General features: G+C 49.4%; 19 protein-coding genes. All 19 read left to right on the plus strand.

All coding sequences use genetic code 11. The annotated features are described in order from the left end of the window. A partial coding sequence (gene rpsB / locus KDK17_RS02440) for a 30S ribosomal protein S2 (protein WP_257287255.1) occupies positions 1–296 on the plus strand: 296 nt, incomplete at its 5' end. Between the two features lie 194 nt (positions 297–490). Next, on the plus strand, positions 491–1,357 hold the full coding sequence (gene tsf, locus KDK17_RS02445; RefSeq protein ID WP_257255306.1) for a translation elongation factor Ts: 867 nt from the start codon (positions 491–493) through the stop codon (positions 1,355–1,357). A gap of 258 nt (positions 1,358–1,615) precedes the next feature. Continuing rightward, positions 1,616–2,356: a UMP kinase gene (pyrH, locus tag KDK17_RS02450; RefSeq protein ID WP_257255305.1), complete on the plus strand. Its 741-nt coding sequence runs from the start codon at positions 1,616–1,618 to the stop codon at positions 2,354–2,356. Continuing rightward, entirely contained in the window at positions 2,349–2,906 is a 558-nt protein-coding gene (frr, locus tag KDK17_RS02455; RefSeq protein ID WP_257255304.1) for a ribosome recycling factor, read from the plus strand. The genes pyrH and frr overlap by 8 nt, the downstream gene beginning before the upstream one ends. A 334-nt stretch (positions 2,907–3,240) precedes the next feature. Then, positions 3,241–4,014: a polyprenyl diphosphate synthase gene (gene uppS, locus KDK17_RS02460; RefSeq protein ID WP_306670929.1), complete on the plus strand. Its 774-nt coding sequence runs from the start codon at positions 3,241–3,243 to the stop codon at positions 4,012–4,014. Beyond that, the gene (locus KDK17_RS02465) at positions 4,008–4,808 is read left to right on the plus strand and encodes a phosphatidate cytidylyltransferase (protein ID WP_257255302.1); all 801 of its coding nucleotides are present in this window, start codon (positions 4,008–4,010) and stop codon (positions 4,806–4,808) included. Before uppS ends, KDK17_RS02465 begins: the two co-directional genes overlap by 7 nt. Positions 4,809–4,810: 2 nt before the next feature. Then, positions 4,811–5,998 carry a 1-deoxy-D-xylulose-5-phosphate reductoisomerase gene (gene ispC / locus KDK17_RS02470; protein WP_257255301.1) on the plus strand — a complete coding sequence of 396 codons (1,188 nt, stop codon included), beginning with the start codon at positions 4,811–4,813 and terminating at the stop codon, positions 5,996–5,998. A 155-nt stretch (positions 5,999–6,153) separates the two neighbouring features. Next, positions 6,154–7,530 (plus strand): sigma E protease regulator RseP, encoded by a 1,377-nt coding sequence (gene rseP / locus KDK17_RS02475; RefSeq protein WP_257255300.1) that lies wholly within the window; start codon positions 6,154–6,156, stop codon positions 7,528–7,530. 47 nt (positions 7,531–7,577) lie between these two features. Continuing rightward, positions 7,578–9,893, plus strand: a complete 2,316-nt coding sequence (gene bamA, locus KDK17_RS02480) for an outer membrane protein assembly factor BamA (protein WP_257255299.1) — start codon at positions 7,578–7,580, stop codon at positions 9,891–9,893. Positions 9,894–10,314: 421 nt separating this feature from the next. Next, positions 10,315–10,812 (plus strand): OmpH family outer membrane protein, encoded by a 498-nt coding sequence (locus tag KDK17_RS02485; RefSeq protein ID WP_257255298.1) that lies wholly within the window; start codon positions 10,315–10,317, stop codon positions 10,810–10,812. Between the two features lie 3 nt (positions 10,813–10,815). Then, positions 10,816–11,844, plus strand: a complete 1,029-nt coding sequence (gene lpxD / locus KDK17_RS02490; RefSeq protein ID WP_257255297.1) for a UDP-3-O-(3-hydroxymyristoyl)glucosamine N-acyltransferase — start codon at positions 10,816–10,818, stop codon at positions 11,842–11,844. A 316-nt stretch (positions 11,845–12,160) separates the two neighbouring features. Further along, a complete protein-coding gene (gene lpxA / locus KDK17_RS02495) occupies positions 12,161–12,928 on the plus strand; it encodes an acyl-ACP--UDP-N-acetylglucosamine O-acyltransferase (protein ID WP_257255311.1) in 768 nt (255 codons plus the stop codon). Between the two features lie 52 nt (positions 12,929–12,980). Next, the gene (lpxB, locus tag KDK17_RS02500; RefSeq protein WP_257287257.1) at positions 12,981–14,138 is read left to right on the plus strand and encodes a lipid-A-disaccharide synthase; all 1,158 of its coding nucleotides are present in this window, start codon (positions 12,981–12,983) and stop codon (positions 14,136–14,138) included. Continuing rightward, positions 14,125–14,742 carry a ribonuclease HII gene (gene rnhB, locus KDK17_RS02505; protein ID WP_257255295.1) on the plus strand — a complete coding sequence of 206 codons (618 nt, stop codon included), beginning with the start codon at positions 14,125–14,127 and terminating at the stop codon, positions 14,740–14,742. Before lpxB ends, rnhB begins: the two co-directional genes overlap by 14 nt. 69 nt (positions 14,743–14,811) lie before the next feature. Continuing rightward, complete coding sequence (gene dnaE / locus KDK17_RS02510; RefSeq protein ID WP_257287258.1) at positions 14,812–18,321, plus strand: DNA polymerase III subunit alpha; 3,510 nt, start codon at positions 14,812–14,814, stop codon at positions 18,319–18,321. 81 nt (positions 18,322–18,402) lie between these two features. Then, positions 18,403–19,353 carry an acetyl-CoA carboxylase carboxyltransferase subunit alpha gene (locus KDK17_RS02515; RefSeq protein WP_257255293.1) on the plus strand — a complete coding sequence of 317 codons (951 nt, stop codon included), beginning with the start codon at positions 18,403–18,405 and terminating at the stop codon, positions 19,351–19,353. A gap of 32 nt (positions 19,354–19,385) precedes the next feature. Further along, a complete protein-coding gene (tilS, locus tag KDK17_RS02520) occupies positions 19,386–20,762 on the plus strand; it encodes a tRNA lysidine(34) synthetase TilS (protein WP_257287259.1) in 1,377 nt (458 codons plus the stop codon). Between the two features lie 138 nt (positions 20,763–20,900). Continuing rightward, positions 20,901–22,532 (plus strand): CTP synthase, encoded by a 1,632-nt coding sequence (locus KDK17_RS02525; protein WP_257255291.1) that lies wholly within the window; start codon positions 20,901–20,903, stop codon positions 22,530–22,532. A gap of 8 nt (positions 22,533–22,540) precedes the next feature. Further along, positions 22,541–23,395 (plus strand): 3-deoxy-8-phosphooctulonate synthase, encoded by an 855-nt coding sequence (gene kdsA / locus KDK17_RS02530; RefSeq protein ID WP_257255290.1) that lies wholly within the window; start codon positions 22,541–22,543, stop codon positions 23,393–23,395. Positions 23,396–23,939 lie beyond the last annotated feature (544 nt).

Genomic DNA, 23,939 nt, shown 5'->3' on the forward strand with positions numbered 1-23,939 from the left:
TTGAGCACGAGCGCATCGCTATTCAGGAAGCCAATAAATTGGGTATCCCTGTCATTGGTATCGTTGACACCAACTCCAGCCCTGAAGGTGTTGACTACGTTATCCCAGGTAACGATGATGCGATTCGCGCTATTCAGCTTTACATCAAAGCTGCTGCAGATATTGTCCTCGAAGGTCGTGCGGCAGCCAACACAGGCACTGAAAGCGAGTTTGTAGAAGTTGAAGCAGAAGCTGAAACTGAAGAAGCAGCTGAAGCCAAGGCTGATGACGGTCAGGAAGACGCTAAGGAAGCGTGATTTCCGGATCGTTGCGAAAAGGGGGCGTAGCCCCCTTTTTCAGATTAAAAAGAGCGTTTGTCACTTTGGGGTGGTCGTTGGCAAGAGCTTCAGTATGCACAAGCTTGTTCATATGTCATAAGCTTGAAGCGCTAAATAAATAAGCTCAAGGCTGCCCTGAACCCCTTATTGAATATTTGCGAGAGGAACCCACCATGGCAGCAATTACTGCAGCACTGGTTAAGGAACTGCGTGAACGCACTGGTCTGGGCATGATGGAGTGCAAGAAGGCTCTGGTTGCTTCGGAAGGTGATATCGAAAAGGCTATTGAAGAGCTGCGTAAATCTGGTCAGGCCAAGGCCGCCAAGAAAGCAGGTCGCACTGCCGCTGAAGGTATTGTCGCCACTAAAGTTGCCGAAGATGGTAGCTTCGGTGTAATGGTCGAAGTTAACTCCGAGACCGATTTTGTTGCCCGTGACGATAACTTCCTGAGTTACGTTCAGAGAGTGGTGGATGCCGCTTTTGATCGTAAGGAAGCTGACGTGGCCAAGCTGATGGAGGGTGAGCTGGAAGAAGCACGTCTGGCTCTGGTACAGAAGATCGGTGAAAACATTGGTGTTCGTCGTATTGAAATCGTAGAAGGCGGCGTGATTGACGCTTACGTTCACGGAAATAAGCGTATTGCTGTTTTGGTCAGCCTCGACGGTGGCAACTCCGAGCTGGCTCGTGATGTAGCTATGCACGTTGCTGCTGTTAACCCTCAGGTGGTTAACAAGGACGATATGCCAGCTGATCTGGTCGAGAAAGAGAAGGAAATCTTCAAGGCTCAGGCAGAGCAGTCCGGCAAGCCAGCTGAAATCATCGAGAAGATGATTGTTGGTCGTATCAACAAGTTCCTGGCTGAAAACAGTTTGACGGAGCAGCCTTTCGTTAAGGATCCTGATGTTAAAGTTGGCGCTCTGGCCAAGAAAGCGGGCGCTACCATCACAGGCTTCGTTCGCTACGAAGTGGGTGAGGGTATCGAGAAAGAAGAAGTGGACTTTGCTGCTGAAGTTCGAGCCCAGGCTGGACTCCAATCCTGATACTGTTAGTACTTAATGGATGGTGTCTGACCTTTCAGTTGAGTAGGCTTAATTGAGTCTGCTCAGCAGGTCTGCAGGTTTGCAGGTTTGCCCATATCCTGATGTCTGAGTATTGATGCACTGATGCAAGGTTGTATATGAGTGGCTGAATTTCAGCTGCCAATAGTGCATAAAACTCATTCATTGAGGTTTGGGGTGAGTCGGCAGGCCGTTGGGGACAGGCGCCTTTTCGCCTAACTCTGAATCGGAAAGCTGAAAATGCCGGCAAATGATAGACAACCGAAATATAAGCGCATTCTGCTTAAGCTCAGTGGTGAGGCCCTTCAGGGATCGGGGGACTTTGGTATTGATCCCAGTGTTCTTGACAGAATGGCCCTGGAAATCGGCCAGCTGGTGGGTATCGGCGTTCAGGTTGGTATCGTTATCGGTGGCGGAAATCTCTTTCGCGGAGCAGCGTTGAGTGCTGCTGGTCTTGATCGTGTGACTGGCGATCATATGGGGATGCTGGCCACAGTCATGAATGCCCTGGCTATGCGTGATGCCCTGGAGCGTTCAAACATCAATACCCGTGTCATGTCTTCCATTCCGATGGATGGTGTTGTTGAACACTATGACCATCGTCGTGCAATGCGCTACCTCAATGGTGGTGATGTAGTGATCTTTTCAGCGGGTACCGGTAACCCTTTCTTTACAACAGACTCAGCAGCCTGCCTTCGTGGTATTGAAGTTGAATCCGATGTTGTGTTGAAAGCAACCAAAGTTGACGGTATCTATGACAAGGATCCGGTTAAACATCCTGATGCAGTAAAATTTGAGTCCCTGACCTATGATGATGTGCTTGAGCGCAAACTTGGTGTAATGGATTTGACTGCGATCTGTCTGGTTCGTGATCAGCAGATGCCCGTTCGGGTTTTCAATATGAATAAATCCGGTGCTCTGCTCAATGCAGTGGTAGGTGGCGAAGAAGGAACACTGGTGAGTGGGGTGGTAAATGATTGAAGAAATTAAGCAAGATGCGCAAGAGCGCATGAGCAAGAGTGTTGACTCTCTGGATGGTGCATTTGCCAAAATTCGTACTGGCCGTGCTCACCCGAGTCTGCTGGATAGTGTCCGGGTTTCCTATTACGGCTCCGAGACGCCATTAAGCCAGGTTTCGAACATTTCTACTGAAGATGCCAGAACCCTGGCTGTTCGGGTCTGGGAAAAACAGATGGTGCCTGATGTAGAAAAAGCGATCCTTAAATCTGATCTGGGCTTGAATCCTTCCACTGCCGGTGAGGTGATTCGTATCCCTCTTCCTCCCCTGACTGAAGAGACCCGGAAGGGCTACACCCGTCAGGCACGTCAGGAAGCTGAAAACGCTAAAATTGCTATTCGCAATATTCGTCGTGATGCACTGGCCGACATCAAGGAGCTGGAAAAAGAAAAGGAAATCAGTGAAGACGATGAGCGTCGTGCACAGGACGATATCCAGAAGGTGACTGATAAATACATTGCTGCAGTCGATGCGGCGCTGGCCAGCAAAGAAAAAGATCTGATGGAAGTTTGAGTGCTTCATCTTCTTATTGGTTGCTTATAGACAGTCATGAGCGAGGAAAATCAGTCTGTTTGAATCTTGATGTAGCAGCCTGAATTTAATTGCTAATGCGGTTATAACAGCGTTCTCGTTAGCCCCTCCTCAGGGGCGTGGCTGCATTTCCTTTGCATGACTGCCTGTTGCTCCTCTAAATGTCTTATTTGATCAGGGATGTTGTCTCTCAGGCGGGTCTTTCCGTTCTGAGGCGTTAGGAGCGGCACTTTGCGGGTGTTTGTATTTAACTGTGAACGCCTCCAGGGGGCTGCAAATAAATTGTATTTTCAGATCAACAAAATAGTGAATGGCCATGAAATCGCTAGAGGAAATCGGCAACTTAGAGGGGATACCGGTGAGTAAGTTGCCCCGCCATGTGGCCATCATTCTGGATGGGAATAACCGCTGGGCGAAACGGCGACTGCTTCCGAGTCTTGCCGGACATCGAGCGGGTGTAAAAGCAGTAAGAGGAGTAGTTGAGGCTTGTGGTGAAGCAGGTATTAAGGTTCTGACTCTCTTTGCTTTCAGTAGTGAAAACTGGAATCGGCCGAAGAGTGAAGTGGATGGCCTGATGGAATTGTTCCTGAGGACATTGCGCAAGGAAACTGGCAAGCTCAAAAAAAATAATATCAGGTTGAAAATTATAGGCGACGTAAGTCGCTTTAGCCCTGACATTCAGGCGCAGATTGCAGAAGCAGAAGCTTTGACTGCTGACGGGGCGAAAGTGACCCTGGTGATTGCTGCTAATTATGGTGGGATGTGGGATATTGCTCAGTCTGCTCGTAAGGTGGCTAGCCTGGTGGAGCAGGGTGAGATATCCGCTGACGAGGTTGATGAGTCGTTGATTGGTCAGCATTTGAGTACGGCTGGTATACCCGAGCCCGACCTTTTAATCAGAACCAGTGGTGAGCAGCGTATTAGTAACTTCCTTCTGTGGCAGTGTGCCTACAGCGAATTTTATTTTACCAAAACCTTGTGGCCGGATTTCGATCGCAGGGAGTTTGAGCGTGCGCTCCTGGCTTATGTCAATCGTCAGCGACGATTTGGCAAGACCAGCGAGCAGGTGGAGGCTGAGGCTACGTGTTAAAACAGAGAATTCTCACTGCCGTGTTTCTGGCAGTTATGGCCTTAGGGAGTGTTGTTTTTCTTTCTCCCACCGCTTTTTCGATCCTGATTGCTCTGGTTATTATGCTTGGAGCCTGGGAGTGGGCCAACTTGTCTGGTTTCAAGGACACCGCCGCCCGGGTGGGTTATGTGTTATTGACTGGTGGGGTCTGCTGGTTTGTTAAAGATATGTCAGCCTATATACTGCTGGCTGTATCTGTCGTCTGGTGGCTGGTAGCATTTGCTCTGGTCAAGGGTTATCCTTCTTCCGCCTATTTCTGTCACAGTCGTTTTTTAAGGCTGATGATGGGCTTGTTGACGTTGGTCCCGGCCTGGTTTGCTCTCACAAAACTCAAATTCCATGACCAGCAGGGTTGGACCATCATGCTGGTATTCCTGCTCGTCTGGGCGGCCGATGTGGGGGCCTATTTTGCCGGTAAGGGTCTCGGGCGTCACAAGCTGGCTGAACGGGTGAGTCCCAAGAAAACGATTGAAGGATTAGTGGGCGGGCTGCTGATGTCGTTACTGGTAGCGGCCTGTGTGGGGCTCTACTTTGACCTTTCTTTTGCCCGTGGGCTGGGGCTTTTAGTGCTTTCAATAGTTGTCGTGCTGGTTTCCGTGCTGGGCGATCTTTTTGAAAGTATGCTCAAGCGAGAGCGTGGGATTAAGGACAGTAGTAATTTACTGCCCGGCCATGGTGGGGTGCTGGATCGAATAGACAGCCTGACGGCGGCTGTGCCGGTCTTTACTCTTGCTTTGGTTATCGGTGGGAGTTAAGCATGCAGCAGGTTTGTGTACTGGGCTCAACCGGGTCTATCGGAAAAAACACTCTGGATGTCATTGCCCGAAACAGTGATCGTTATAAAGTAAGGTCGCTGGTCGCATGTCGGAGTCATGACCCGATGCTGGAGCAGGTCAGGGCATTTAAGCCCGACTTTGCTGTAATGTCAGATCCTGCTGTTGCAGACCAGTTGAGGGTGTCGGTTAAAGCTGAAGGAATCAAAACAGAGGTTCTGGGTGGTAGCCGTTCAGTCGCTCAGGTGGCCGCTGATTCAGACGTCGATATCGTCATGGCAGCTATTGTCGGAGCGGCAGGTCTTTTGCCTACTCTGGCTGCTGTCAAGGCAGGCAAGAAAGTCTTGCTGGCAAACAAAGAGGCGCTGGTAATGACTGGTGCGCTTTTTATGGATTCAGTGAAAGAGTCCGGAGCTCAGTTGTTGCCTATTGACAGTGAACACAATGCTATCTTTCAGTGCCTTCCTCATGGTTATCGACAAGGTCTTCAGAGCATTGGGGTTCGCAGGATTTTATTAACCGCTTCGGGTGGTCCTTTCAGGGATATTCCGGTAGAAGCTCTTCCAGCTGTCACGCCTGCCCAGGCCTGTGCTCATCCGAACTGGCGTATGGGGCGAAAAATCTCTGTAGACTCGGCGACCATGATGAACAAGGGGCTTGAGTTTATTGAGGCGTGCTGGCTCTTTGGTGCCCGCCCCTCACAGGTCGAAGTGGTGATTCATCCGCAGAGTATTATTCATTCTCTGGTGGACTATGAGGATGGCTCGGTTCTGGCCCAGATGGGGAACCCGGATATGCGCACACCTATTGCTCATGCAATGGCCTGGCCGGAACGCATCCAGTCCGGTGTAGAGCCACTTTCTCTGGCCGATGTTGGCAGGCTGGATTTTCAGAAGCCCTGTCTGCAGCGTTTCAGGTGTTTGCAGCTGGCTCAGGATGCTGCATCTACTGGTGGTACTGCTGCCGCTATGCTTAATGCAGCCAATGAGGCGGCTGTAGAAGCCTTTCTGGGCGATCATCTTCGCTTTGATCGTATCCCGGAAGTCATTGATGCCACTCTTCAGGCGCTTCAGGTGAAGAGTGCTGGTGATATTGAGCAGGTGCTGGATGCTGATCGAAAGGCCAGGTTACAGGCCAGAACCCAGATTGAATATTGGCACAAGACAGCTTGATGTTCTTAAGGTTTAAATGCATATATTTCACTGTCATTCTGGCGATATTCTATTTACAGTCGTACATTGAATCATAAAACTCTGTCAACTGCTGCTGTCTGGAAGTTCAGGGTCGAGGCAGTCAGTCTGGCGTAACGGAGGTTGGGTAACGCGAAATGATATTTGGAACTTTGCAGACGTTTCTGGCCTTTGTCATAACGTTAGGGATTCTTGTCAGTATTCATGAATTTGGTCATTTTTGGGTGGCTCGGCGATGTGGTGTCAGGGTACTGCGCTTTTCAGTAGGCTTTGGCAAACCACTTTGGAGTCGCACCGATCGTCAGGGCACTGAATACGTGATTGCAGCCATCCCTCTTGGTGGTTATGTCAAGATGCTGGATGAGCGGGAGGGGCCTGTACCCGAATCGGAGAAGGCGTTCGCTTTTAACAATAAACCGGTCCTCTCCCGGATAGCGATTGTGGCCGCGGGGCCGATCGCTAATTTCCTGCTGGCCATAGCCGCGCTCTGGTTAATGTATGTACTGGGCGTAAAGACCATGCTACCACAGGTTGAGCAAGTATTACCTGACTCTCCTGCAGCCGTGGCTGGTATTCAGCCTGGAGATGAGATTTTAAGAATCGGTTCGGCAGATACACCCGGGTGGCAGCAGGTTAATATGGAGCTTTTGTCGTTTATTGGCGACAATCGTTCTGTCGATGTAACTGTCAGGCAGGGAATCCCCGGCCAAAAGCCGGTAGGGAGTGAAGTCGTCAGGCAGGTGCCTCTGAACGACTGGCTGGTAGGTCAAGAGGATCTGAATCCAGTCAAAGCGCTGGGGATTGTCCCCTATTCACCTCAAATACCAGCCGTTATCGGTCAGGTTGTAGCGGGTGGTGCTGCCGAGCAGGCGGGCCTTCAGACGGGTGACAAAATCCTCAAAACCAATGGTGAGCCTGTACAGGATTGGCTGGCATGGGTTAACCTGATTCGTAGTCACCCTGGCAAAACACTGCAATTAGAAATTGAGCGAAAGGGTAGTCTCCGGAGCATTACCATGACGCCCGGTGAGAAAGAGGTGGAGGGTCAGCTTGTCGGTTATATCGGTGCAGGTGTTCAGTCAGTCTCCTGGCCTGACGATATGATCAGAACCTTGCAATTTAACCCTCTGTCTGCAATTCCTAAAGCCATTCAGGCTACGTCAGCTTTGACGGAAATGACGCTTGAGTCGCTGTGGAAGATGGTTGTTGGCTTGGTTTCGGTAAAAAACTTGAGCGGTCCCATTACCATTGCTAAAGTGGCTGGCGCATCCCTGCAATCAGGGCTGGAGAATTTTCTCTACTTCCTGTCTATGTTGAGTGTCAGTCTTGGGGTTTTAAATTTACTGCCTATTCCTGTACTGGATGGAGGACACCTGTTGTTTTATCTGGTGGAATGGGTCAGAGGAAAGCCGCTGTCTGAAAAGGCTCAGATGGTTGGGTTGAAAATTGGGGTGACTCTGGTGGTCAGTGTAATGATGCTGGCTCTTTATAATGACATAAGCCGGCTTTTCTGATGCGACTACCCAGAGTGAAAAATGAACACGGACTAAGAACGGATTCCATGAAGCGATCACTGTTGTCTCTGCTGATTGGCTCAATGGCCTATGCGTCAGGTGCTAACGCTTTTGTAGTGTCTGATATCCGGATTGATGGCCTCCAGAGGGTTTCAGCCGGTACAGTATTTAATGCTCTGCCCATAGAAGTTGGCGATGATATTGAATCTGTGCAGATTTCCAGTGCAGCTAAATCCCTGTTCCGGACAGGGTATTTCAAAGATATTCAAATGGCCAGAGATGGCGATGTTCTGGTCGTTTCGGTTATTGAGCGACCTTCCATCAGTGAAATTGTCATTAAGGGTAATAAAGCCATCAAGACGGATGATCTCAAACAGGGCCTGAGCAAGTCGGGCCTGGCCGAAGGTGAGATTTTTCAGCAGGCAACTCTGGAGGCTATTCGACTTGAGTTGGAGCGTCAGTATGTTGCTCAGGGTCGTTACGGTGCGAGAATTACCGCTGATGTTGAAGCTCAGCCTCGAAACCGGGTCAAGCTAACGATTAATGTCAAAGAGGGAAAGGTCGCGACCATTCAACATATCAATGTTGTTGGTAACACGGTTTTTCCTCAGCAAGATGTGCTAGATCTGTTTGAACTTAAAGAATCTCACTGGCTTTCATTCTTTGGTTCCAGCGATAAGTATTCCCGTGAAAAGTTATCGGGTGATCTGGAGCGACTCCGCTCCTATTACCTGGACCGTGGTTACATCAACTTTAATATTCGCTCCACCCAGGTGTCGATCAGCCCAGACAAACAAAGTGTCTTTATCACAGTGAATATTGACGAAGGCGATAAATACACAATTAGTGATGTCAAGCTGGCGGGCGACTTAATTATCCCTGAGGAAGAGGCCAAAAGCCTGTTGCTGGCCAAGCCTGAACAGGTATTTTCCCGCCGTGTGATTACCACAACAGAAGAAATTCTGAGCAGGCGTCTCGGTAATGAAGGTTATACCTTTGCCAATGTGACGGGTATACCTACTCCGGATCACGAAAAGAAGACCGTTTCCCTGACTTTCTTTGTTGATCCCGGTAAGCGTGCTTATGTTCGCAGGCTTAACTTCTCTGGAAATACCAAAACCGAAGATGAGGTTCTGCGTCGTGAGATGCGTCAGATGGAGGGGGCTTCTGCGAACACTCAGAAAATTGAGCAGTCCAAGGTGCGTCTTGAGCGTCTGGGTTTCTTCAAGTCAGTCAATATTGAAACACCTCCGGTTCCCGGAACCAGTGATCTGATCGATGTAAACTATACCGTTGAAGAGCAGCCTTCGGGCAGTATTTCAGCCAGTGTGGGTTTCTCCCAGTCTGATGGTCTGTTGTTGGGTGGCTCTATTAGTCAGAACAATTTCCTGGGGACGGGTAACAAAGTATCTGTGGGTCTGAACAAGAGTGATGTCAGCCAGCTTTATAACTTCAGTTTTACGGATCCTTACTTCACCGTAGATGGTGTGAGCCGTGGTTTTAACTTGTACCATCGTTCTTATGATTACAGTGATACAGATATTTCGAACTACGCTGCAGACACGACCGGTGCGAATGTTAACTTTGGTTACCCGATTTCGGAAACTCAGTCTATCAGTATGGGGTTGGGTGTTGATGCTACCAGCATTACAACGGGTTCAGAAACACCGGATTATATTCTCGACTATTTGAAAGAGAATGGTGATAGTTTCACAAACATCAAATCGACGCTGAGCTGGTCTGAAAATGAATTGAATCGCGGCTTGCTGCCTACACGGGGTTATTCTCAGAGCGCCTCGGTGCAGGTGACCATTCCGGGATCGGATGTCAATTTCTACAAGCTCATTTATCGTGGTCAGTACTTCTATCCTTTTACTGGCTCACTGACAGGGCGCATTTCTACCAGAATTGGTTATATTGGAGCCTATGGTGATACCACTGATATACCTTTCTTCGAGCATTTTTATGCAGGTGGCTTTGGCTCTGTTCGTGGCTACAAAGACAACTCTCTGGGTCCTAAAGCTAAAGAGAAGAATGACAATGATTACAACGCCATTGGCGGTGATTTTGTCTTCGAGGGTACCGCTGAAGTGCTCTTCCCTCTGCCTTTTGTAAAAGATCAGCGTTCGTTAAGAACCAGTCTGTTCTTTGATTACGGTAATGTCTTTGATACCAGCTGTCCCAGTGGTGACATCAAGGATTGTTCGCAGCCAGACTTTGGTTCGCTCCGTTACAGTGTGGGTGTGGGACTAACCTGGATTACGCCGCTTGGACCGCTGACTTTTAGTCTGGCCAAAGCCCTCAATCCCGAAGGAGAAGACGAGACTCAGGTGTTTGCGTTCTCCCTCGGTACACCTTTTTAAGAGGCTTTCATGATCTTATTGGGGGCAGCTTGTCGACATTCGCAGCTCTCAATGAGATTGTCAGAAGGCACTATAATGATGAAAGCTGGCCAGATGACTTCCTGTTGGCTTTCAACTTTACTTTCCCCTGACTTTTTCCATGATCTGACAATATAGAATCATGGTTCTGTATACGATAGGTGCCCACTGTTTTTGCCCTAAGAAGCGGTCACTTTTTACTGATTCTATACAAGCACAGTAGTATAAATAGATGCGATATAGTGCCATTTCATTATAATGAGGCGGTTCTCGCATGCCGTTGTAGGGAAGCTCCGAAGCTGTTTTAGAATTTATCGGGTGAGTATTTCAGGCTTCAGAGAGTTTCTGGTATACAGAGGTATACTCAGTTTTGGACTTTGCGTTTTTATTCAGGAGAATGAACTTGAAATCGATCAAATTGGCGTTTGTTGCTCTGCTACTGTTATCTCCGTTAGCGCAGGCACAAAAAATCGCTGTTGTGGATTCAGAGATGGCTGTTCTGGAATCAGACGCAGCTAAAAAGTATGCCAAAGAAGCTGAAAAGACGTTTGCTCCTAAAATCAAGAAGCTCAAAGCACTGCAGGATGAACTCAGAGCACTGGAACAAAAGCTTCAGAAAGACGGTCCCACGCTCACTGAAGGCCAGCGTGAGAGTCGGCAGGTTGAGATCAAGCGTAAGTTTGAAGATCTGCAGCTGCAAGATCGACAGTTGCGTAGCGAAAAAGCCCGTTCTGATCAGACTGAGCTGGGTAAGTTGAGGCCGAAGCTTGAAAAAGCAATCGAGGAAGTGTCTAAAGAGCAGGATTACGATCTGGTTCTGGAGAGAGGTGCTGCGCGTTTCGTCAAGCCCGGGTTTGATATCACTCGCAAGGTGATTGAGCGCATGAACAAGTTGAAGTAATTCATGAAGCAGTCTTTTTCCTTTACCCTGTCTGAGCTGGCTGACAGGGCTGATGCTGAACTCAAGGGTAATCCTGGCGAGTGTATCTTTGGTTTGAACACCCTTCAGGATGCTGTTTCAGGGGAGCTGGCTTTTTTAGCGAACCCCGCCTACGCCCGCTATCTGAAGAACACTGGGGCCAGTGCCGTTATATTGGCCCCGGCTCAGGCTGAGACATGGGCTGGAAATGCACTGGTTCTTGACAATCCCTACCTGGGGTATGCTGCTCTTTCTCACCTCTTCGATACCGATAAAGGGCAGCCGGAAGGTGTCCACCCCTCTGCAGTTATTGCTTCAGACGCTGAGATTCATCCATCGGCCGCAATAGGTCCTAAGGTAGTGGTTGAATCGGGAACTCAGATCTCTGAAGGTGTTCGCATTGATTCAGGTGCTGTGATTGGTCATGACACTGTTATTGGCAAGAACAGTCATGTCTGTCGGAATGTTTCAATCTGTCACGGTGTTTTTATTGGTGAACGCTGTATTATTCATGCCAATGCTGTTATTGGGGCTGATGGTTTTGGTAATGCCTGTTTAGATGGCCGGTGGCATAAAATTGCCCAGATTGGTGGAGTGGTTATTGGTAACGATGTTGAGATTGGTTCCTGTACCTGTATTGATCGTGGCGCATTGGGTGATACGGTGATACACGACGGCGTCAGGATCGACAATCTTGTCCAGATTGCTCACAACGTGGTGATAGGCAAGCACACCGCTATTGCTGCCAATGTTGGTATTTCCGGTAGTACCAGGGTCGGTGAGTATTGCACTATTGCGGGTGCTTCGGGTCTTGCGGGGCATATCACTATTGCTGATCATGTTCATTTGTCTGGAATGGCGATGGTCACCAAGTCCATATCCCGCTCAGGTGCCTACGCCTCCGGAACCGGCATGATGGAGGTTGCGGAGTGGCGAAAGAATGCAGTGCGCTTCAGGAAGCTTGACGACATGGCCAAACGTTTGAAGCAGTGTGAACGTCGACTCGACGAGTGAGAGGTGTTTTTATGTACTGTTCAATCGGTACGCATTGCTAAAAGGCTGGTTTTCCAGCCTTTTGTTGTCATTAGCCGGGTGTTCCGTTAACTGAGTCCACGGAGCAGGTGTCTCATATTCTGAGTTTCCGGATGAAAGTCAGGCAGGAAGACAGGGCTGAACTTGTAACCTTGAAAAGAAATATCTGGAAGTTCTCCTGTCAAAGGTTGGTTGGTGGTAAGATAGCGCGTTCTGCTGAAATAACCTGTGCAAGAAAGGAACTATAGTCTTGATTGATTCCCGTTCCAGCCAAGAATCAAATGCTGTTCGAGATGAGTTGATTCATCCGACAGCCATCATCGATCCGAATGCCGTTCTGGCACCGGACGTAAAGGTCGGACCCTATGCCGTTGTCGGCGCAAACGTTGAAATTGACTCTGGAACAGAAATTCACGCCCATGCGGTTGTCAAAGGGCACACCAGAATAGGTAGAAATAACCGTATTTTTCAATTTGCCAGTGTCGGCGAAGATTGTCAGGATCTGAAGTACGCAGGTGAAAGGACTTGGCTGGAAATCGGCGACAATAACGTAATCCGCGAAGGCTGCACTATACATCGGGGGACTACTCAGGATCATTCGATCACCCGGATCGGCTGTAACAACCTGTTGATGGCTTATGTCCATGTGGCTCATGACTGCATTGTTGGCGATAACATTATCATGGCCAATAACGCTACGCTGGCAGGTCATGTCAGGATCGGTGATGGGGTTATCCTTGGCGGATTTACCACCGTCCATCAGTTCTGTGTAATCGGTGATTACAGTATGAGTGCTGCTCACACTGCTATCTTCAAGGATGTTCCTGCATTCGTGATGGTCAGTGGCAACCCGGCCAAGGCGCACGGCATGAACTTTGAGGGGATGAGGCGCCGTGGTTACAGTCCGGAACTGATCCGGGGATTACGCCAGTGTTACAAGCTGATCTATCGACAGGGTCTGCGAACCAATGAGGCACTGGGCAGGCTTGAATCCATGGAGAAACAGCCTGAAATCCAGTTGCTGATTGATTCTCTGAAAGCGTCGACTCGCGGTATCACACGCTGATTCCGGGATTCGGCCTTTCCTGCCAGCCACATATTTTTCACGGTAAATAGGAATGTCCAGAACACTGTCATTTGCTCTGGTGGCCGGGGAGGCCTCGGGTGATCTTCTGGGGGCAGCGCTGATTAAAGAGATCAAACGCCATCATCCTGATGCCCGATGTTACGGAATCGGTGGCCCGATGATGATCTCCGAAGGGTTTGAGAGTCTTTTTCCCATGGAGAGACTTTCGGTGATGGGGCTTGTTGAAGTACTGGGACGACTGAAAGAGTTATTAGGCATTCGCAGGCAGCTGAAAGAAACCTTTGTGTTAGAAAAGCCGGATGTTTTTATCGGAATTGATGCGCCTGACTTTAACTTGCCATTGGAAAAGTACCTTAAATCCAATGATATACCCACCGTTCATTATGTAAGTCCTCAGGTTTGGGCATGGCGGGAAGGGCGTTTGAAAAAAATCAGGCGCTCGGTTGATCATATGCTCGCGCTGCTTCCGTTTGAAGCGGATTACTATCAGGGACATGGAGTCCCGGTGACGTTTGTTGGTCATCCTCTGGCCGATCAGGTGGCCCGGGAGCCGGACACTGTTAAAGCTCGACGCTGTCTTGGAATAGCTGAAGAAGGGCTTGTGGTGGCCCTGTTGCCAGGCAGTCGAAAAGCGGAAGTAGCTCGTTTGGGGAGGCTTTTTTTAGAAACGGCGCGTCTGTTAAAGAAAGATCATCCCGATATTCGGTTCCTGATTCCCTGCGCCAGTGAAAAGAGAAAGTTACAGCTACTGCCACTGTTGGAAGATTTTTCGGATCTGGATGTCATGGTTGCCATTGGTAAAACGTCCGTAATGATGGCGGCAGCCAATGCCATTTTGATTGCATCGGGAACTGCTACCCTTGAGGCGGCTCTGCACAAGAAGCCCATGGTGATCAGTTATCGAATGGCGTCATTGAGTTTTGCCATTCTCAGCCGGTTGGTGAAAGTAGATCATGTAGGGTTGCCGAATTTGTTGGCGAACGAGCCCTGTGTCCCCGAATTGTTGCAAGACGATGCGACCACTGAAAAGCTCCATAAAGCCATGATAAAGGCATTAGACGATCAAGAATGGCGAAATCATCTGGTGCGGGAATTTACGGCGATTCACAAAACCCTAAAGCGAGATGCCAGTGCACTGGCTTATGAGGCGGTGATGTCAGTGGTAGGAAAATACAATGCAACAAAATGATCTGGGTTTATTCACTGTCCCCGAGAAAGTGACACGGATTTGTGGTGTCGATGAAGTGGGTCGAGGTCCGCTCTGTGGTCCGGTAGTCACGGCTGCTGTTATCCTCGATCCTGCCTATCCCATCGTCGGTCTGAATGATTCCAAGAAACTGTCTGAAAAGAAACGTGACGTTCTCTTTGAAGAAATCAAAGAGAGAGCACTGGCCTGGTCCATCGGAAGGGCTGAAGTTCATGAGATCGATGAACTGAATATTCTTCATGCTACTATGCTGGCCATGCAGAGGGCGGTTGCAGGCCTTTCAGTGAAGCCTGAACTGGCCTTGATCGATGGTAATCGCTGTCCTGATCTGCCATGTCCTGCTGAGGCTGTGGTGAAAGGGGATGGACGCATTCCAGAGATTGGGGCAGCCTCCATTCTGGCGAAAGTAACACGTGATCGTGAAATGGTTGAACTGGAAAAGCTTTATCCGGGTTACGGGATAGCTGGTCACAAGGGTTATCCAACCAAAGTTCACATCGATGCCCTGAAAAAACTCGGGGCGACAGCTATTCACCGTCGTTCTTTCAGGCCCGTCCGTGAAGCACTGGAAGCATCAGGGGTTTGACAGAGCTGGCAGATAACTCAGCTCTGTTGTTAGAATTAAAAATCACCATTAGTCGGTTTACCTTCACTCATGCCTGCACGTTTCATACATCTGAGACTTCATACAGAATTTTCCCTGAGCGATGGCCTGGTCCGCATCAAGCCCCTGATCAAGGCAGCTGGAGAGCAGGGTTTTCCTGCTGTGGCTGTTACGGATCAGTCGAACCTTTGCTCACTGGTAAAATTTTATAACGGTGCCCAGGGGGCGGGTATTAAACCAATCAGTGGGGCTGACCTTTGGGTGACGCATTCTGATCCGGCTCTTGAGCCTGTCAGACTTGTGCTGCTTTCCATGAATGAGCATGGCTACAGAAATCTCACAGAGCTGATTTCCCAGTCATTCCTGGAAAATCAGCGCCATGGCAGGGCCGTTGTCAAAAGGGAATGGATTCAGGAAAAATCTGAAGGCCTGATAGCGCTGTCAGCTGCCAGGGAAGGGGATGTAGGTCAGGCTATTCTCAATGGCAATGAAGCACTGGCAGGTGAGCTTTTGACCGAATGGATGGAAGCCTTCCCGGGGCGTTACTACCTTGAGCTTCACAGAACCTCGCGAGCCGGTGATGAGGAGTGTTTGCACGGCTCCATAACTCTGGCTGAAAAATACAATTGTCCGGTGGTGGCCACCAACGATGTCATGTTCATCAACAAAGAAGACTTCGAAGCCCACGAAGCCCGGGTGTGCATTGGTGAAAGTTCAACGTTGGACGACCCGCGCAGGGTCAAGCGCTACAGCGAAGAGCAATATTTGAAAACGGAAGAAGAGATGTGCGAACTCTTCTCCGACATACCTGAAGCGCTTGAAAATTCAGTGCAAATTGCCCGGCGCTGCTCGGTATATGTGCATCTGGGCGAGTACTTTCTGCCAGAATTTCCCATCCCTGAAGAGATGACGATGGATGCGTTTTTCAGGAAGTTTTCTCACGATGGTTTGACCGAGCGTTTGCAAACCATTCTGAACCCTGCTGATCCTGAATACGCGAGCAAAGAAAAAGTGTACCGGGATCGTCTTGATTTCGAGCTGGATATTATTCTCCAGATGGGATTTCCGGGCTACTTTCTGATCGTAATGGACTTTATTCAGTGGTCTAAAAATAACGGCATTCCGGTAGGGCCGGGTCGTGGTTCCGGTGCTGGCTCACTGGTGGCTTACGCTCAAAAAATTACTGATCTGGACCCTATTCAGTACGACCTGCTGTTCGAGCGATTCCTTAATCCTGAACGTGTATCCATGCCTGACTTTGACGTCGACTTCTGCATGGATGGCCGGGACAGGGTTATTGATTATGTGGCCAGAACTTATGGCCGTGATGCGGTATCCCAGATAATTACCTTCGGTACCATGGCGGCTAAAGCGGTGGTCAGGGACGTAGCCAGGGTGCAGGGTAAGTCCTATGGTCTGGCAGACCGGCTCTCGAAAATGATCCCCTTCGAAATTGGTATGACGCTCAGCAAGGCTTATGAGCAGGAAGCCATGATCAGGGATTTTCTTGATATCGATGAAGATGGCAAGGAAATCTGGGATATGGCGCTCAAGCTGGAAGGGGTTACCCGGAATGTTGGTAAGCATGCCGGTGGTGTCGTTATAGCACCCACCAAACTGACAGATTTTGCTCCGCTTTACTGTGATGAATCCGGTAGCGGTGTCGTTACCCAGTTTGACAAAAATGATGTTGAGTCAGCCGGTCTGGTGAAGTTTGACTTCCTGGGGCTAAGAACCCTGACCATCATCGACTGGGCGCTGAAAATGATCAATCCCCGTCGCCAGCAGCTTGGCGAGGATGAACTCGACATCATGATGATCGATCTGGAGGACAAGTTCTCCTACGACATGCTTAAGCGAGCTGAGACAACAGCCGTTTTCCAGCTTGAATCCCGGGGTATGAAAGATCTGATCAAGCGGCTTCAGCCCGACTGTTTTGAAGATATTATCGCTCTCGTGGCTTTGTTCCGCCCGGGACCGCTGCAATCGGGCATGGTGGATAATTTTATCAACCGCAAGCATGGCCGGGAAGAGTTGTCCTATCCGGATGCTCAATATCAGCATGAGTGGCTTCAGCCGATTCTTCAGCCTACCTATGGCATCATCCTTTATCAGGAGCAGGTTATGCAGATCGCTCAGGTGCTGGCAGGCTACACCCTGGGTGGTGCGGATATGCTCCGTCGGGCTATGGGTAAGAAAAAACCTGAAGAAATGGCCAAGCAGAGGGCTGTCTTTGAAGAAGGGGCTATCAAGCAGGGGATTGATGGCGAACTGGCGATGAAAATCTTCGACCTCGTGGAGAAATTCGCTGGTTACGGTTTCAATAAATCTCACTCGGCCGCCTATGCTCTGGTCTCTTATCAGACGCTCTGGCTGAAAGCCCATTACCCTGCTGAGTTTATGGCGGCGGTCATGAGTTCGGATATGCAGAATACTGACAAGGTCGTGACGTTCATTGAAGAGTGTCGTGAGATGGAACTGACAGTCCTGCCGCCGGATGTAAACAGTGGTGACTATATGTTTGGTGTTAATGACGACGGACATATTGTTTATGGCCTGGGTGCCATCAAGGGCGTGGGGGAAGGGCCTATTGAGTCTATTGTTGCAGCCAGAAAGTCTGGCGGCCCGTTCAAGGATCTCTTTGATTTCTGTGAGCGTGTCGATGCCAGGAGTATCAATAAGCGGGTTCTGGAAGCTTTGATTCGTTCCGGTGCCCTTGACCTGCTGGGGCCTGCGCCGGGTAAAAAGTCTCGATACAACTTTAACCGCGCGGTATTGGAGTCCAGTCAGCCTGAAGCCATGAAGGCGGCAGATCAGGCTGCCAAGAGCTTTGACTCTGGTCATGGCGATTTGTTTGGAGCACTGGTGCCAGCCGGAGAGGAGAATATCTATGACAAGTATGACAGTGTCGAAGAGTGGACTGACAAAGTCAGGCTGGGGGGCGAAAAAGACACGTTGGGTTTGTATCTGACCGGTCATCCCATTGATGAATATGAGCAGGAGATCAAGCACTTTATTCGTAACCGTATCAGGGATCTTCAGCCGGCCAGAGGAGAAAGTCAGAACATAGCCGGTTTGGTGGTGGCCATGAGGACCATGAAAAATAAACGCGGCGACAAAATGTGCTTTGTTACCTTGGATGATCGTACTGGACGGATTGAAGTGTCTATCTTTGCAGATGTTTTTGAGCAATGTCAGGCACTTATCAAGATGGATACGGTGATTGTCTTCGAAGGGGAGGTCAGTTTTGATGATTATTCTGGTAGCCTCAAGGTCAGGGCCAGGAAAGCCCTCAACCTGATCGATGCCCGAAGCTACTATGCCCGCAGGCTGCTGGTAGATTTAAGCAGTGAGCAGGTGGACAGAGCGTTTCATACCAAAATGTCCGGCTTGCTCGAACAGCATCCGGGTCGGCTTCCGGTGCAGGTCAACTACAATCGTGAAGACGCTTCCGCCAGTCTCCAGTTAGGCGAAAAATGGAATGTCAGTCCCAGTGATGATCTTGTGCTGGGCTTGAGGCAATGGCTGGGTAAGGAGTCCGCCAAAGTTGAGTATCAGTAACAGACGCTTACTCTTATTCACTCGACATCCTGGTCGCTTTTACGTATTTTTCGCTGATGCTGAACTCTTGAAGTGGAATCTATGAACCCGAACTATCTGGATTTTGAACAGCCAATCGCTGAGTTGGAAGCCAAGATCGAAGAACTGAGACTGGTCAGCAGCGATGCCGAGCTGAATATTACTGATGAAATCAGCCGTCTGCAGGATAAATGCAAAACCCTGACTGAACAGATTTTTTCTGATCTGTCTGCCTGGCAGGTAGCTCAGCTTTCAAGACACCCGCGTCGTCCTTACACTCTGGATTACATTCAACATCTTTTTACTGAGTTTGATGAGCTGCATGGTGATCGACACTTTGCCGATGATCCTTCAATGATTGGTGGCATTGCCCGATTCAATGGTCGCCCGGTGATGGTGATTGGTCATCAGAAAGGCCGTGAGATCAAAGAAAAAGTACTTCGTAACTTTGGCATGCCCAAGCCCGAAGGCTACCGGAAGGCCTGTCGACTCATGGAGATGGCCGAACGATTCAAAATGCCCATCATGTCGTTTATTGATACTCCGGGTGCTTATCCGGGAATTGGTGCAGAAGAGCGTGGCCAGAGTGAGGCTATAGCCTACAATCTGGCCGTTATGTCCCGTCTTAGAGTGCCCATTATCTCTACGGTCATTGGAGAGGGTGGCTCCGGTGGTGCGCTGGCCATTGGTGTCTGTGACCGGCTGTTAATGTTGCAAAACTCAATTTACTCGGTGATCTCTCCGGAGGGCTGTGCATCGATTCTCTGGAAGAAGTCTGAATATGCCTCTACCGCTGCAGAAGCCATGGGTGTTACCGCAACCCGGCTAAAGGAGTTGGGGCTGGTGGATCGTCTGGTCAAAGAGCCTCTCGGTGGCGCTCACAGTCAGCCAGACGTGATGGCCGCTGCACTAGGTGATGCCCTGGAAGAGGAGCTTCTGAAACTGGAGAAAATGGACGCTGATGAATTGATTGAAAGCCGTTACCAGCGAATCAGGGATTACGGCTCTGTCTGATGGCTGATCAGCCTATTAAAAAGGATCAACGATTGAAAAAGTGTTTCATTCCATCCGGGAGTGAAGGATTTATCTCATTAATTGAACACCTCTCTGAGCAACTCAAAACGGTTGCCGGGAAGCCCATTGTAGTGGCCTTCAGCGGTGGTGTGGATTCCACTGTTCTTCTTCATTTACTGGTGTCTATGCGTGAAGAGGGAGTGATTGGGTCTCTCTCGGCAGTTCATATTCATCATGGGCTCAGTGATAACGCTGATGCCTGGGCGGAACACTGTCTGTCTCTCTGCAAGCAATGGCAGGTGCCTCTGGAGGTGGTTAGAGTCGTTATTGAGCCGTCCTCTGATATAGAACAACAAGCCCGTGAAGCGCGCTATGCCGTTTTTGAGAGCTGTCTTCCCGAAGGTGGTTGTCTGTTGATGGGGCATCATCAGAACGATCAGGCGGAAACGGTGCTCTTCAGATTACTGCGAGGCAGTGGTCTGGATGGTGCAGCCGGTATGCCTGTTTCAAGGGAGTTTGGTGGCGGAGTCCTGTTTAGACCTTTGCTTAATATTTCCAGGCAATCTATTGAAAATTATGCAAAAAATCATTACTTGGATTTTGTGGAAGATGAATCCAATCAAAATCAGAGGTTTCGTCGTAATTTCCTGAGGCAAAATCTGATACCGCAGATTGAGGCTGTCTGGCCGGGTGCCACAGCTCGATTGGCGCAGTTTTCTGAAGATGTCTCTGAAGCGAATCAGATGATGCTTGAGCAAACAGAACATCATGCCCGGCAGATTATTCAAACCCCACCGTCCTGTTTGTGGGGTGAGCGCAGCGTTTTAGATCTGGAAGCGCTCAAGCTTATTAATGGCAAAGCAGCCCGGAGAGTCGTTCGTTATTGGCTGGCGACTCATCAGGTCCAAATGCCCGGCAGAGTCCGGTTGAATGTCCTGTTCACAGATTTGATTGATGCGGCAGAGGACGCTGAGCCAGTTGTCTCTTTAGGCGCTTTTCTCTTACGTCGCTTTGCCAGAAAGCTGGTGCTGCTTCGTAAACCTGAGCTGATCCAGCAAGAAGGCTTTGACTGGCAGTGGGACAAGGATAGAGCCATCGAACTGCCTTTTTCTGGAGGGCATTTGTCGTTGGGTGAGGGAGGGGATGTGCGACTCCCTGAAGCGCCATTACGCATACTTTTTCGTTCTCAGCTACCGGCAGGACTGAAAGTCGCTGTGAAAGGACGTGTGGGTCGTAAAACGATCAAGCGTTGGTTGCAGGACTATAAAGTCCCCCCCTGGGTCAGGGGGTCTATTCCTTTTGTTTTTCACGGGGATGATCTGGTGGCCTTACCGGGAGTGTTTGTGACAGTCACCCACACCAGTGAGCCGGGTCTGGGCAGACGCCTGTCCTGGCGTCCTGATGTTTGAGTCTCGAGAGCAGGACTTAAACTAAACTTTCTACGCATTTTCTCAGTATGTGTTTTACGTTTAGTAGTGGTTTTGGTATCCTGATCTCCCATCTTGAGTATCCATTTTTTTCCCGCATTTAAGAGTCAGCAGATAACAATGACGCGTTATATTTTCGTCACGGGTGGTGTTGTTTCCTCATTAGGCAAAGGCATCGCATCAGCTTCCCTCGCAGCTATCCTTGAGGCACGCGGTCTTAAGGTGACAATGCTTAAACTGGATCCCTACATCAACGTTGATCCGGGTACCATGAGCCCGTTCCAACATGGTGAAGTATTTGTTACTGAAGATGGTGCGGAGACCGATCTTGATCTGGGCCATTATGAGCGTTTTGTGCGCACCACCATGAAGCAAGGTAATAACTTTACTACGGGTAGAGTCTATCAGGATGTTCTTCGCAAAGAACGTCGCGGAGATTATCTGGGCGGCACAGTTCAGGTTATTCCTCACATTACTGATGAAATCAAGCGTCGCGTTGTCCAGGGTGCCGGCGATGTTGATATAGCGATGGTTGAAATTGGCGGCACTGTGGGTGACATTGAGTCTCAGCCATTTCTTGAAGCCATTCGCCAATTGAAAGTCGAGCTGGGTTCTTCCCGCGCATTGCTGATGCACCTGACTCTGGTGCCCTACATAAAGACGGCTGGTGAAACCAAGACGAAGCCTACCCAGCACTCGGTTAAAGAACTGCGGTCTATCGGCCTTCAGCCAGACATTCTGGTTTGCCGCAGCGAACAGTTTATTGAAGCCTCTGCCCGTCGCAAGATCTCTCTGTTCACGAACGTGGAAGAGCGTGCGGTTATCTCTCTGGAAGATGCTGATACCATTTACCGCATTCCCCAGATGCTCCATGAGCAGGGTCTGGACCAAATTGTTGTCGATAAATTCAATCTGGATACACCGGCTGCAGACCTGTCTGAATGGGCGGATGTTGTGGACCGTGACACTCATCCACAGAAAGAAGTGACCATCGCCATGGTGGGTAAATATATGGAGCTTCTGGATGCCTATAAATCCCTGATTGAGGCGGTTCGCCATGCCGGATTGAAAACCCGTACCAAGGTCACCATCCGTTATGTTGACTCCGAGCTGCTTGAGCAGGAGGGTCTGAGTCGTCTGGAAGGTGTCAGTGCGATTCTGGTGCCCGGTGGTTTTGGCCATCGTGGTGTGGAGGGCAAGATTCAGGCGGTTCGTCATGCTCGCGAGAGCAAGATTCCCTATTTGGGTATCTGTCTGGGTATGCAGGTTGCAGTTATTGAATACGCTCGTAACAAAGCGGGTCTGGAAGGGGCTAACAGCTCCGAGTTTGATCAAAACGCCGAGCATCCGGTGGTAGGCTTGATTACTGAATGGTTGTCTTCCGATGGTGCTCTGGAGACACGTACTGAGGCTTCCGATCTGGGAGGAACTATGAGATTGGGGGCTCAGCTGTGTAACCTCATCTCTGGAACACAGGCTCATTCTGCCTACGGTAAAGACACTGTCATTGAGCGGCACCGTCATCGTTATGAGGTCAATAACAATTACCTTGAGACTTTGCAGGATGCAGGTCTGGTTATTTCCGGACGCTCTGAAGATAATGCTCTGGTTGAAATGGTGGAAGTAAAGGAACACCCCTGGTTTGTGGCTTGCCAGTTCCACCCTGAATTTACCTCGACACCAAGGGATGGTCATCCGCTCTTCAAATCATTCATTGAAGCGGCCTTGAACTATCAGGCTCAACAGGATTAAGAGTGCACATGTCTGATCAGAAAGTAGTCTCTGTCGGCTCTATTGAAGTAGCCAATGACAAGCCATTTGTGTTGTTCGGCGGCATGAATGTGCTTGAGTCTCGTGATATGGCTATGAAAGTAGCTGAGCACTATGTTGCTGTCACGGAGAAACTGGGTATTCCCTACATTTTCAAGGCTTCCTTTGACAAGGCAAACCGTTCTTCCATCCATTCCTACCGAGGACCGGGTATGGAAGAAGGTTTGAAGATCTTTCAGGAGTTGAAGGAAACGTTCGGCGTACCAGTGATCACTGATGTTCACGAAGTTCATCAGTGCCAGCCAGTTGCCGGGGTTGTCGATGTTATTCAGTTACCAGCTTTTCTGGCACGTCAGACTGATCTGGTGTTTGCTATGGCCAATACCGGTGCTGTGATCAATATCAAGAAGCCTCAATTCCTGAGCCCTTCCCAGATGGGCAATATTGTCGATAAGTTTGCTGAAGCGGGTAATGAACAGATTATTCTCTGTGAGCGTGGCTCTTCTTTTGGTTACGACAATCTGGTAGTAGATATGTTGGGTTTTCGTACCATGAAAGAGGTGACTGGCCAGTCTCCTGTTATTTTTGATGCGACCCATGCGCTTCAATGCAGAGATCCCATGGGGGCGGCTTCCGGTGGTCGTCGTCATCAGGTGACTGAGCTGTCTTTGGCCGGTATGTCGACTCGTCTGGCAGGCCTTTTTCTTGAATCACATCCTGATCCGGATGCGGCTCGTTGTGATGGCCCCTCGGCGCTGCGCCTCTCCCAGTTGGAGGGTTTCCTGATGCAGGTGAAGGCTATTGACGATCTCGTTAAGTCCATGCCTGTACTGGATACCCATTGATTAAGGCTTAAGCGCTTTGTTCGATGTAAAAAAAACCGCCATTTTCCGGCGGTTTTTTTGTCACAAACAATCTGACTGATGATGTCAAAGGGCTCTGTCTTTAAGCAGATTGGGTTCATTTTTATCAGGCTTCATTGAGTCATTGTTACCTGTTTTTCTTCACAGTGATACCAACGGCTTCCATTGAATTGAGATGTTAATGTTTATGTCTTCGGTGTTGCCTTGTGCAATAGTTGATAACCCGCCGGGAGTTGGTATAGTGACCGCATTACAGCGTCCGGGAAGCTGAAAGCAGCCTCATTGGATAATGGCACTGGAAGTTTGAATCAGTACTATTATCTAACCAGGCTGAGACGGTTGGGTTGGGAGGATATGAATCTCAGAGTTCAACGGTCTGCAGGATGATTCCTCACTTGCCCGGTCAGGTCAGGTATATTTCCCTTCATAGACATGGTGTTGTGAAAAGTATTTTGTCTTGCTGAATTCTGTCAGAGATTGAAACAATATACTTTTCATCGTCTATCGGCATTTGTGTAGAGAGAAA

It is taken from the genome of Endozoicomonas sp. SESOKO2, assembly GCF_024606245.1.
Lineage (GTDB): Bacteria > Pseudomonadota > Gammaproteobacteria > Pseudomonadales > Endozoicomonadaceae > Endozoicomonas_A.

What these genes read in the sequence shown, in the direction of transcription:
- tsf (WP_257255306.1), top strand. Translation starts at nt 491, where the DNA reads ATGGCAGCAATTACTGCAGCACTGGTTAAGGAACTGCGTGAACGCACT.
- pyrH (WP_257255305.1), top strand. Translation starts at nt 1,616, where the DNA reads ATGCCGGCAAATGATAGACAACCGAAATATAAGCGCATTCTGCTTAAG.
- frr (WP_257255304.1), top strand. Translation starts at nt 2,349, where the DNA reads ATGATTGAAGAAATTAAGCAAGATGCGCAAGAGCGCATGAGCAAGAGT.
- uppS (WP_306670929.1), top strand. Translation starts at nt 3,241, where the DNA reads ATGAAATCGCTAGAGGAAATCGGCAACTTAGAGGGGATACCGGTGAGT.
- ispC (WP_257255301.1), top strand. Translation starts at nt 4,811, where the DNA reads ATGCAGCAGGTTTGTGTACTGGGCTCAACCGGGTCTATCGGAAAAAAC.
- rseP (WP_257255300.1), top strand. Translation starts at nt 6,154, where the DNA reads ATGATATTTGGAACTTTGCAGACGTTTCTGGCCTTTGTCATAACGTTA.
- bamA (WP_257255299.1), top strand. Translation starts at nt 7,578, where the DNA reads ATGAAGCGATCACTGTTGTCTCTGCTGATTGGCTCAATGGCCTATGCG.
- lpxD (WP_257255297.1), top strand. Translation starts at nt 10,816, where the DNA reads ATGAAGCAGTCTTTTTCCTTTACCCTGTCTGAGCTGGCTGACAGGGCT.
- lpxB (WP_257287257.1), top strand. Translation starts at nt 12,981, where the DNA reads ATGTCCAGAACACTGTCATTTGCTCTGGTGGCCGGGGAGGCCTCGGGT.
- rnhB (WP_257255295.1), top strand. Translation starts at nt 14,125, where the DNA reads ATGCAACAAAATGATCTGGGTTTATTCACTGTCCCCGAGAAAGTGACA.
- dnaE (WP_257287258.1), top strand. Translation starts at nt 14,812, where the DNA reads ATGCCTGCACGTTTCATACATCTGAGACTTCATACAGAATTTTCCCTG.
- KDK17_RS02515 (WP_257255293.1), top strand. Translation starts at nt 18,403, where the DNA reads ATGAACCCGAACTATCTGGATTTTGAACAGCCAATCGCTGAGTTGGAA.
- KDK17_RS02525 (WP_257255291.1), top strand. Translation starts at nt 20,901, where the DNA reads ATGACGCGTTATATTTTCGTCACGGGTGGTGTTGTTTCCTCATTAGGC.
- kdsA (WP_257255290.1), top strand. Translation starts at nt 22,541, where the DNA reads ATGTCTGATCAGAAAGTAGTCTCTGTCGGCTCTATTGAAGTAGCCAAT.